This window comes from Streptomyces sp. NPDC029956, from assembly GCF_055574655.1.
Window position 1 is genome coordinate 21893 of sequence record NZ_JBVHZJ010000018.1, and the last position, 8676, is coordinate 30568.

Genomic DNA, 8676 nt, shown 5'->3' on the forward strand with positions numbered 1-8676 from the left:
CGGGTGTCCGGCTCTTCCGCCGGTGGGGTACGGCCTACGGACGGACCATCAGCTGGAACTCGAAGGAGTAGCGGTCGGCCCGGTAGAGATGGGAGCCGTACTCGACGGCGCGGCCGGTGTCGTCGAAGGTGACGCGCTCCATCGTCAGCAGCGGTGCGCCCTCCCGCTCGTCGAGCAGGGCGGCCTCGGCGGCGGTCGCGGCGCGGGCGCCGACGGCCTGACGGGCGCTGTGCAGGGTGAGCGCGGCGGAGCGGAGCATCCGGTAGAGGCCGGTGGTCTCCAGGCGCGCGGTGTCCGGTTCGCCGGGGCCGAGGAGCCCGGCCGGCAGGTGGTTGCGCAGGTACGCCATGGGTGCGTCGTGCGCGGTGCGGAGCCGTTCGAGGTAGACGACCTCGCTGCCCTCGGGTACGCGGAGGGCCGCGGCGACCGGGCCGGTGGCGGGCTCGACGCGATTGACCAGGACCCGGGTGGCGGGGAGCTGTCCGGCGGCGTCCAGGTCGTCGTACAGGCTGCTCAGCTCCAGCGGGCGGCGGACCGTGCTGTGCACGACCTGGGTGCCGACGCCCCGGCGGCGGACCAGGAGGCCCTTGTCGACGAGGGTCTGGATGGCCTGGCGGACGGTGGGGCGGGAGAGGCCGAGGCGGGTGGCGAGGTCGATCTCGTTGCCGAGGAGGGTGCCCGGGGTCAGCGTGCCGTTCTCCACGGCGCTCTCCAGCTGCTGGGCCAGCTGGAAGTAGAGCGGGACCGGGCTGGTGCGGTCCACGGAGAGCGGGGGCAGGGCGGAGCCTGACTGCTTGGACACGGGGGGAGCGTAGCCCGGTGCGTGGATGACGGGAAGTCGTGACGTCCGGTTGTCCTGACAAATCCTTGACACCGGGGACGGACGGCTCCACGGTGGGGCCATGCGCATCGGACTCATCGGTACGGGCCGGATCGGGAGCTTCCACGCGGGTGTGCTGGCCCGCCACCCGGAGGTCGAGTCGCTGGTCGTGGCGGACGCGGACGCCTCGCGGGCGGCCGGGGTCGCGGGGGCGCTCGGCGCGGAGGCCGCGACGGACGTCACCGCGCTGCTCGCACACGCCCTGGACGCCGTGGTGATCGCCTCGGCGACGGCCGCGCACGCGGAGCTGATCGCCCGGGCGGCGGGCGCCGGGCTCCCGGCGTTCTGCGAGAAGCCGATCGCCCTGGACGTGCCGGGGACGGCGACCGCGCTCTCGGCGGTGGCCGAGGCGGGGACGGAGCTGCAGCTCGGGTTCATGCGGCGCTTCGACGCGGGGTACCGGGCGGCGCGTGAGGCGGTGCGCTCGGGGCGGCTCGGCCGGCTGCACACCGTACGGGCGGCGACCTCCGACCCGGCGCCGCCGCCGGCCGCGTACCTTCCCCTCTCCGGCGGTCTCTTCCGGGACTGCCTGGTGCACGACTTCGACATCGTGCGCTGGGTGACCGGGCGGGAGGTTGTGGAGGTGTACGCGACGGGCTCGGACGCCGGTCCCGCGATGTTCCGGGAGGCCGGGGACGTGTCCACGGCTGCCGCGCTCCTCACCCTGGACGACGCCACGCTCGTCACCGCGACGGCGACCCGGCGCAACGGCGCCGGGTACGACGTCCGCATGGAGCTGGCGGGCGATCTGGACCAGATCGCGGTGGGTCTCGACGACCGCACCCCGCTCACCTCGGTGGAGCCCTGGGCGTCGGCGCCGCCCGGGAAGCCCTGGACCGGCTTCCTCGAGCGGTTCGCCCCCGCGTACGAGGCGGAGCTCGACGCCTTCGTACGCCTGGTCCGCGGCGAGGCGCCCAACCCGTGCGACGGCCGGGAGGCCCTGGCGGCGCTCCGGATCGCCGAGGCGTGCGAGCGCTCGCGACGGGAGCGGCGACCGGTCCGGGTGGACGACATCGGCTAGCGACCGCGCCGGGTCCCGACCGGGCCGGTCGGCGTCACCACCGGACCCGTCTGCGTCACCACCGGACCGGAAGGTGACGGACGCCGCGCATCAGGAGGCCGGGCAGCCACTCCCAGGGCTCGCCCTCGGGGTCGAGTTCCAGGTTCGGGAAGCGGTCGAGGAGGGTCCGGAGGGCGATCCGGCCCTCGAGCCGGGCGAGAGGGGCGCCCAGGCAGTAGTGGATGCCGTGCCCGAAGGCCAGGTGGCCCCGGGTGTCGCGGCGGATGTCGAAGCGGTCGGGTTCCGGGAACCGGGTCGGGTCGCGGTCGAGCGCCCCGATGGCGACGAGAACGCTCTGGCCTGCCGGGATCTCGGTGCCGCCGAGGACGACGGGCTCCCGGCTGAACCGGAAGGTGCTGGTCTCCACGGGCCCGTCGTACCGCAGGGACTCCTCGATCGTCCCGTCCAGGAGGCCCGGGTCGGCGCGCAACGCGGCGAGCTGATCGGGGTGGGTGAGGAGGTTGCGGACGGTGTTGGCGATCAGGTTGACGGTGGTCTCATGGCCCGCGATGAGCAACAGATAGGCCATGGCGCGGAGTTCGGGACCGGAGAGCCGGTCGCCGTCCTCGGCGCGGGAGGCGATCAGACCGGAGAGCAGGTCGTCGGCGGGGCCGGCGGCCCGCTTGTCCTCGATGAGCTCGTCGAGGTAGGAACCGAAGTCCACCATGCTCCGGGTGAAGGCCTCTTCGCCGGTGGGCGAGACCAGCTCCGTCGACCAGCGGCGGAAGGTGTCCCGGTCCGCCGCGGGGACCCCGAGGAGCTCGCAGATGACGGTGACCGGCAGCGGGTACGCGAAGGCGTCGACGAGGTCGGCCCGGCCGGCCGGTTCCATCGCGTCGACGAGGTCCGCGGTGAGCCGCTCGATGCGGGGCCGCAGGGCTTCCACCCGGCGGCCGGTGAACTCGCCCGTGACCAGACGGCGCAGCCTGGTGTGGTCGGGCGCGTCGGCCGAGAGGAGGTGGACGCCGATGATGTCCTCCTCCGGCGCCCGCACGCCGATCACGTGCGGGGACTTCGCGAACCGGGGGTCGGCGAGCGCCGCCCGCCCCTCCTCGTGTCCGACGACCAGCCAGAACCGGAAGCCGTCGGGCATCCGCACCTCGTGGACGGGGCCGGCCTCGCGGAGCTTCGCGTAGTAGGGGTACGGATGCGCGGTGAAGTCCGCGCCGTACTCCCCCAGTTCGATGACGGACATCGACGCAGACTATCCGAAGCGACCTGCGCCGGAGCGGTCAGTTCTGGCCGTCGTCGTCCCCTTCCGTGGTCAAGAGGCCCGCGTCGTGGACGAGGAGGGCGATCTGGACGCGGTTGTTGAGGCCGAGTTTGGCGAGGACCCGGGAGACGTGGGTCTTGACCGTGGGCACGCTCATGTACAGCTCGGCGGCGATCTCCGCGTTGGACAGACCGCGGCCGACGGCGACGGCCACCTCCCGCTCGCGGTCGGCGAGTTCGGTGAGGCGTCCGGCGGCCGCGGTGCGCGGGGACTGTTCCGGCTGTCCGGCGACATGGCTCATGAGCTGGCGGGTGACGGCCGGGGACAGCACCGGGTCCCCGGCGGCGACCCGGCGGACGGCGGCGACGATCTCGGCGGGCGGCGTGTCCTTGAGGACGAAGCCGGCCGCGCCGGCCCGCAGGGCGCGCAGCACCTGCTCGTCCGCGTGGAAGGTGGTGAGGACGACGACCTCGGGGGCGCCGGGCTCGGCACGCAGCCGCTCGGTGGCCGTGAGCCCGTCCACGTGCGGCATGCGGATGTCCATGAGGACCACGTCGGGGGCGTACCGGGAGACGAGGTCGGGGACCTCGCGGCCGTCGGCGCCCTCCCCGACGATCTCCAGGTCGTCGGCGCCGCCGAGCATCAGGGTGAGGCCCGCGCGGACCAGGGGGTCGTCGTCGATGATGATCAGCCGGATGGTCATGGGGGCCACGGTAGCCAGGCGTGCAGGGAGAATCCGCCGTCGGGGGCGGGTCCGTGCTCCATCCGGCCACCGGCGAGCGCGGCGCGTTCGGTGAGTCCGATCAGGCCCTGGCCGGAGCCGGGGACGGACGGGACCGGTCCGGCGGGGGCCGGGTTGTGGATGTCGACGGTGAGACCCTCGCCGGGGCGACCGCGCACGGTGACGGTGACCGTGGTGCCGGGGGCGTGCTTGCGGGCGTTGGTGAGGCCTTCCTGGGCGATGCGGTAGACGGTGCGGCCGGTGGCGGCGGGGACGGTGGCCGGTTCGTCGACGGTGGTGTCGAGGACGACGTCCGCCCCGGCCTCGCGGGATTCGTCGATGAGCGCGTCGAGGGTGGCGAGGGTGGGCTGCGGCCGGTCGCCCCCGTCGCCGTTCTCGCCGGGGGCGCGCAGCACGCCGATGATCTCGCGGAGGTCCTGGAGGGCCTCGTGGGCGCTGTCGCGGATGACGCCGGCCGCGCGGGCGACCTGTTCGGGCGGGGCGTCGGGCCGGAACTCCAGGGCTCCGGCGTGCACGCTGAGCAGGGTGAGCCGGTGGGCGAGCACGTCGTGCATCTCGCGGGCGATCGCCTCGCGAGCGAGCCGCTGGGCCTGGGCGGCGCGCAGCTCGGCCTCGGCCTCGGCGCGGCGGGCGCGCTCCCTGAGGGCCTCGACGAGCTGGCGGCGGGAGCGGACGAGCATGCCCCAGGCGGTGACGAGCAGGATGAGGGTGAAGCCGAGGGCGATGGAGAGCCCGGTGTTGGTGGTGGGGTCGGGGCGGACGAAGGCCTGTGCGGTGGAGGTGGCGACGGCGAGCGCGCCGATCGCGGCGACCTCGCGGAAGGGCTTGCGCACGGCGACGCTGAAGAGGCTCGCGAGGAGCGCGCCGGCGGCGACCGGGGCCACGATGTTGAGCAGCGAGAGGCCGATCGCGAGCCCGGCGGGCCAGCGGCGGCGCAGCCAGAGGGCGCAGCAGGCGGCGGCGCCCAGGAGCTGGTCGACGAGGGTGACGGCCTCGCTGGTGTACTCCGCGCTGGTGTCGGCGGCGATGAGGCCGACGAAGGCGGCGAGCAGGAAGAGCGAGGTGTCCACGATCCAGTCGCGGACGGTACGGCGGGGCCGGCCGTCCCCGTTCCCACCGGGTTCGGCCAGGTGGGAGGGGAGCAGCCAGCGCTGCCGGTCCGTGCGAGTCATATCGGCAATGTACGCAGCCGGGGGGCGGCGTGCGGGGCATCGGCGGCCGGGCCGCTACCGAAGTCGCGGAGGTCGATACTTCGGTAGCGGTACCCGTGGACCGGCGGCGGACGCGGCCGGTCTCCCGGCCGCGCCATGATCACTTCATGAAGAAGTCTCTGGAGGTCGCCGGTTTCCTGCTCGCTCTCTTCGGTGTCGCCGGGGTGGTGCGCGAGCTGACGGACGGTTGGTTCCGTCTCCTCGGGGTGACCCGGTTCCTCACGGAGAACGTGTGGTTCCTCGAGGGCCGTGAGCTGTTCGCCGACATCGTGATCGCGGTACTCGGCGTGGTCTTCATGATCGTGTCGGACCGGGTGGCGAAGTCCTGACCGTCCGCCCCGCGGGGCTCAGGCGCTCGCCCCGTCGAGCCGGGTCACCTCGGCGAGGTGCTCGGCCATCCGGTGCGAGACGGAGCCGCTGGTGTAGAGGGCGCCGCCGACCACGGCGAACGGGACGGAACCACCGAGGAGGGCGAGCATGCCGGGCCAGTCCCGGCTCTCGACGCACTCCTTGTCGTGGACGTACTCGCTGGTGAGCAGGGCGGGACAGGGGCTGCCGCCGCCGTCGGCGTCCTCGTACGGCGTGAGGAGCAGGACGCCGAACCAGACCCAGAGCAGGGCGGCGATCGTGAAGAGCCCGAGGCCCCAGCCCTGGGTGCGCCGGGCCTTGGCGCGGAACTCGTTGTCGTACACCAGTGAACGCATGATCGAAGAACCTACCCGGCGTCGTCGTCGGCGGCCCGGCGGCCCCAACTGGTGCCCGCGAGCACGAGGATCGCGCCCGCGAGGCCGAGGACGCCGGGGCGGTCGCCGGCGAGGGCGATGCCCACGGCGGCGGCCCAGAGCGGTTCCGTGCCGAGGAGGAGGCTGACCCGGGACGGCGAGGTGCGGCGGACCGCCCACATCTGCACGAAGAACGCGAAGAGCGTGCAGAAGACGGAGAGGAAGAGCAGCCCGGCCCACTCGCGCGGGCCGAAGTCGAGCGCCACCGCCCAGGGTGAGGCGCCGGTGCCGGGGAAGGCAGCGATGACGGCGAAGACGGCGACGGCGGAGCCCAGCTGCACGGTGGTGAGGGAGAGCGAGTCGGCCGACCGGACGGCCTTGATCCGGGACATCGCCAGGACGTGGACGGTACGGGCGAGGGCGGCGAGCAGCATGAGCAGGTCGCCGAGGGAGGGGGTGGTGAAGCCCCCGCCCTGGGTGAGGAGCACGACGCCGAGGACGGAGAGCGCGGCGGCGCCGAGGAAGGCGCGGGGCGGCCTGACCCGGGTGACGGCGGCTTCGGCGAGCGGGGTGAAGATCATGGTGAGGCTGATGATCAGACCCGCGTTGGTGGCGGAGGTGTGGACGACGCCGTAGGTCTCCAGGAGGAAGATTCCGCTGAGGATCAGCCCGAGGGCCCCGGCGCCGCGCCACTGGGCGGCGCTCAGGGCCCGGAGCCTGGCCCACCCGGCGACGACCAGGACGGGCAGCACCACCGCGAACCGCAGCACGAGGACCGCGATGACGGTGTGGGTGGTGGTGATGCCCTTGGCCGCGAGGTAGCTGGCACCCCAGACGACGGCGACGAGCAGGACGGGCAGATCGGTGAGCCAGGCCCTGCGCGGGGCGCCGAGGGGCACGGGGGCGGCGATCGACGAAGCTGACATTGCGGCCGAATCTCCAACTCTCGGGGTGGGGTGGAGACTTCGACGGCTCGCACGTGGAGCGATCACCGTACCGGGACGGGCCGGTGGTGGCTACACCTTTCAGGGCTCCTGTCCGGGTCGTACGGGGTGGCCCGGCCGGTCAGGCGTAGCTGCCGTACTCGGGGCGGCCCGCGAGCTCGTACGTGGTGAGGGTGACGCCCGAGCCGGTGGTGCGCGCGTCGGTCAGCCGGAAGGCGGTGGGGCGTACGCCGTCGGCGAAGAGGCGGCGGCCGGTGCCGAGGACCACCGGGAAGATCAGCAGATGCAGGGTGTCGATCAGATCGTGGTCGAGCAGGGTCCTGGCGAGACCGCCGCTGCCGTGCATCTGGATCTCGCCGTCGGTGCGCTCCTTGAGCGCCCTGACCTCCTCGACGACGTCCCCGCGGAGCACGGTGGTGCCGTCCCAGTCGGCGGAGTCGAGGGTGGTGGTGGCGACGTACTTGGGGAGCGCGTTGAGCTTCGTGGCGACCGGGTCGGCGGGGTCCGTCCGCTTCGGCCAGTACCCGGCGAAGATCTCGTAGGTACGGCGGCCGAGGAGGAAGGCGGTCGGCCGGGTGAAGACCTCCTCCATGAACCGTCCGAAGTCCTCGTCCCCGAACGGCACGGACCAGCCGCCCTGCGTGAAGCCGAGGCCGGGGTCCTCCTCCGGGCCACCGGGGGCCTGGTGGACGCCGTCGAGGGTCAGGAACTGGGTGAGGCTGAGCGTGGCCATGGTGGTGCCCCTTCGTCTCCGGATCATCGTGTCTCGGCAGTTCGGACCGTGCCGTCCGGCGAAACTCATCGGCGACCGGGTCGGCGTCCGATTCATGCCAGCGGCGGTGTGCCCCGGCGACTTTCATTGAACCCGCAACCACTTAGGGCCACTTCTCACGGAGGTTTCGGGATGTCCACGATGCACGGCACGGCGGCACTGGTGACGGGCGGCAGCCGCGGGATCGGCGCGGCCGCGGCCGTACGGCTCGCCCGGGAGGGCGCCGACGTCGCCTTCACCTACGTCCAGGACGAGGCGCGGGCCGAGGAGGTCGCGGCGCGCATCGAGGCGACCGGCCGCAGGGCACTGCCCCTGCGGGCCGACGCGGCCGACGCCGGGGACGCGGCGGGCGCGGTGAACTGGGCGGCGGACGCCCTGGGCCGGCTCGACGTCCTGGTGAACAACGCCGGTGTCGGTGTCCTCGGCCCGCTGGAGTCCCTGGCCCTCGCGGACGTGGACCGGGTCCTCGCCGTGAACGTCCGGGCGGCGTTCCTCGCCTCGCAGGCGGCGGCCGGGCACCTGCCGGAGGGCGGCAGGATCATCACCGTCGGCAGCTGCATGACCCAGCGGGTGCCGGGACCCGGTGGGGTGCTGTACACGCTGAGCAAGACGGCGCTGATCGGCCTGACGAAGAGCCTCGCGCGGGAGCTGGGCGGCCGCGGCATCACGGCGAACGTCGTCCACCCCGGCCCCATCGACACCGACATGAACCCGGCGGACGGGCCGTACGCGGAGGGCCAGGCGGCCCTGACGGCGCTGGGTCGCTTCGGCACCGCGGAGGAGGTGGCCGCGACGATCGCGTTCCTGGCGGGCCCGGAGGGACGGTACGTGACGGGCGCGGAGTTCTCGGTGGACGGCGGACACGCGGCGTGACGCGCCGGCGCGCGGAGGCAGGGCCCGACTCGATGCACCTGTACGTACGCCCCGCCTCGAAGCGCCCACCCCTGGGCCCCGGGCGAGTGAGCCGAAGGGCGCCGCCGGGGGAACGGCCGTGAGCGCGCGGAGGCCCCCGAGGAACGAGGGGGTCGAGCACGGTCACGGCCGTGAGCCCGGCTGCAGGCGCCCGGAGGCGAACCGAGCCCAAAGATAAGGGCGAGTGAGCCGAAGGGGCGCGCCGGGGGAACAGGGTCGA

The 8676-nt window shown here is 73.7% G+C and carries 10 protein-coding genes; 3 read left to right on the forward strand and 7 right to left on the reverse strand.

Annotated elements, in window-relative coordinates; all coding sequences use genetic code 11:
* Positions 1-34: 34 nt before the first annotated feature.
* Positions 35-763 (reverse strand): GntR family transcriptional regulator, encoded by a 729-nt coding sequence (locus ACZ4XX_RS16830; RefSeq protein WP_468508746.1) that lies wholly within the window; start codon positions 761-763, stop codon positions 35-37.
* A 139-nt stretch (positions 764-902) separates the two neighbouring features.
* Here ACZ4XX_RS16830 and ACZ4XX_RS16835 point away from each other — a divergent pair, with 139 nt between their 5' ends.
* On the forward strand, positions 903-1901 hold the full coding sequence (locus ACZ4XX_RS16835) for a Gfo/Idh/MocA family protein (RefSeq protein WP_468508654.1): 999 nt from the start codon (positions 903-905) through the stop codon (positions 1899-1901).
* A gap of 55 nt (positions 1902-1956) precedes the next feature.
* Here ACZ4XX_RS16835 and ACZ4XX_RS16840 read toward each other — a convergent pair whose 3' ends face one another.
* Genes ACZ4XX_RS16840 through ACZ4XX_RS16850 form a run of 3 tightly spaced genes read right to left on the reverse strand, consistent with a single transcriptional unit; the run spans position 1957 to position 5067 of the window.
* The gene (locus ACZ4XX_RS16840; RefSeq protein WP_468508655.1) at positions 1957-3135 is read right to left on the reverse strand and encodes a cytochrome P450 family protein; all 1179 of its coding nucleotides are present in this window, start codon (positions 3133-3135) and stop codon (positions 1957-1959) included.
* A gap of 37 nt (positions 3136-3172) precedes the next feature.
* On the reverse strand, positions 3173-3856 hold the full coding sequence (locus tag ACZ4XX_RS16845) for a response regulator (RefSeq protein WP_468508656.1): 684 nt from the start codon (positions 3854-3856) through the stop codon (positions 3173-3175).
* Positions 3853-5067, reverse strand: a complete 1215-nt coding sequence (locus tag ACZ4XX_RS16850) for a sensor histidine kinase (RefSeq protein ID WP_468508657.1) — start codon at positions 5065-5067, stop codon at positions 3853-3855. Before ACZ4XX_RS16850 ends, ACZ4XX_RS16845 begins: the two co-directional genes overlap by 4 nt.
* Before the next feature lie 146 nt (positions 5068-5213).
* Here ACZ4XX_RS16850 and ACZ4XX_RS16855 point away from each other — a divergent pair, with 146 nt between their 5' ends.
* Positions 5214-5435, forward strand: coding sequence for a hypothetical protein (locus ACZ4XX_RS16855; protein WP_468508658.1), 222 nt, complete (start codon positions 5214-5216; stop codon positions 5433-5435).
* 18 nt (positions 5436-5453) lie between these two features.
* Here the strand turns inward: ACZ4XX_RS16855 and ACZ4XX_RS16860 are convergent, their stop codons facing one another.
* The 3 genes from ACZ4XX_RS16860 to ACZ4XX_RS16870 form a co-directional block, all read right to left on the reverse strand.
* Positions 5454-5810, reverse strand: coding sequence for a hypothetical protein (locus ACZ4XX_RS16860; protein WP_468508659.1), 357 nt, complete (start codon positions 5808-5810; stop codon positions 5454-5456).
* Between the two features lie 11 nt (positions 5811-5821).
* The gene (locus ACZ4XX_RS16865; protein ID WP_468508660.1) at positions 5822-6754 is read right to left on the reverse strand and encodes a DMT family transporter; all 933 of its coding nucleotides are present in this window, start codon (positions 6752-6754) and stop codon (positions 5822-5824) included.
* 139 nt (positions 6755-6893) lie between these two features.
* Positions 6894-7505: a dihydrofolate reductase family protein gene (locus tag ACZ4XX_RS16870; RefSeq protein ID WP_468508661.1), complete on the reverse strand. Its 612-nt coding sequence runs from the start codon at positions 7503-7505 to the stop codon at positions 6894-6896.
* Positions 7506-7676: 171 nt separating this feature from the next.
* Between ACZ4XX_RS16870 and ACZ4XX_RS16875 the strand changes: the two genes are divergently transcribed.
* A complete protein-coding gene (locus ACZ4XX_RS16875) occupies positions 7677-8417 on the forward strand; it encodes an SDR family NAD(P)-dependent oxidoreductase (RefSeq protein ID WP_468508662.1) in 741 nt (246 codons plus the stop codon).
* The last annotated feature ends 259 nt before the right edge of the window (positions 8418-8676 follow it).